The sequence below is a fragment of the Poseidonocella sp. HB161398 genome, assembly GCF_005870025.1.
Lineage (GTDB): Bacteria > Pseudomonadota > Alphaproteobacteria > Rhodobacterales > Rhodobacteraceae > Mangrovicoccus.
The window spans coordinates 1-1182 of the sequence record NZ_VATA01000229.1; the positions used below are offsets into that span (position 1 = coordinate 1).

1 protein-coding gene is annotated in these 1182 nt (G+C 59.8%); it reads left to right on the forward strand.

Translation table 11 applies throughout. The features are described 5' to 3' along the window. The coding region (locus FGX59_RS36955; RefSeq protein ID WP_206078566.1) for an IS110 family transposase at nt 1-1017 on the forward strand (1017 nt) is incomplete at its 5' end. Between the last annotated feature and the right edge of the window lie 165 nt (nt 1018-1182).

Here is a 1182-nt window from a genome sequence, read left to right on the forward strand (position 1 = left end):
CTTGTACTTCGTAGGGGCCCAACTGCTCATGCCTACCGGCTATCATGCTGGATTCATGCAGTGAATCCCTCGCACGATTTGTGCAACAAGGCCGATGTGAGCCGAGACTGGCTCGATATTCACTGCCTTCCAGACGGTCAGCGTCATCGCATCCCCAATACCGATAATGGCCATGTCGCGGTGTCCGATCTCGCTCACGACCAGAGAGCCGCCGTCTGTTTCGAAGCGACGGGTGGGCAGGAATGGCGGCTCTGGTCCTATCTTCAGGACGCAGGCGTCGAGGCCCGCCAAGTGCCGCCGGCCCAGGTCAAGGCCTTCGCGCGCAGCCTTGGAACCCGAGCAAAGACCGACAGGATCGATGCCGAACTCATAGCGCGCTTCTTGGTCTTCAGACCCGAGGCAGGACGAACACTTCCCGCCGAATATCTACGTCTTCTCAGGGCCTTGACCACCAGACGGGCACAGGTGGTCGAGATGCGAAAGCGGCTTCTGGCGCAGATCCGGGCGCATCGGAAATCGGGAACTGCAGAGCTGTTCGAGGATATCGATGTGGAGTTGAAGGAGAGGTTGGATGTTGCGATCACCGAGTTGGAAAGCAGAATTTCAGAGCTTTTGGGGCGCTACAGGCGTCTCGCGGACACCGCGCGGATCCTTCGTTCCGTTCCCGGCATCGGACCAGTCGCCAGCTCAACGCTGATCGCCGAACTTCCCGAACTCGGCGCTCTCACCGGCGAAGAAGCTGCGGCCCTGACCGGTTTGGCACCAGTGGCGCAGGACAGCGGAACGTTGCGTGGCAAGCGCACAATCACCGGTGGTAGACGCGCCCTACGATATGTCATGTTCCAGGCAGCGCTGGTTGCCTCGCATCATAACCCGACACTCAAAGCGTTCGCTGATCGGCTCCGTAAAGCCGGGAAACCACACAAGGTCATCGTCACGGCCGTCGCGCGCAAGCTCGTCATCATCGCCAATGCTCTGTGCAAAAGCCGACGGGAATGGGAGCACCGACACCCCTGAAAGATACAGTTGCTAGAACCTCTGTGGAAATCGGTGTCGATTGGCCTTATTGTACAGGTGACGTCCCAGCTCGTGGTGTAGCTCACCGCGGGCCTCGCGCTTTCAAGCGGGCCGAGCTGGTCAGTCGCTCTGCGCTGCAGGCAGGCTGACATTGAGATCATCGCA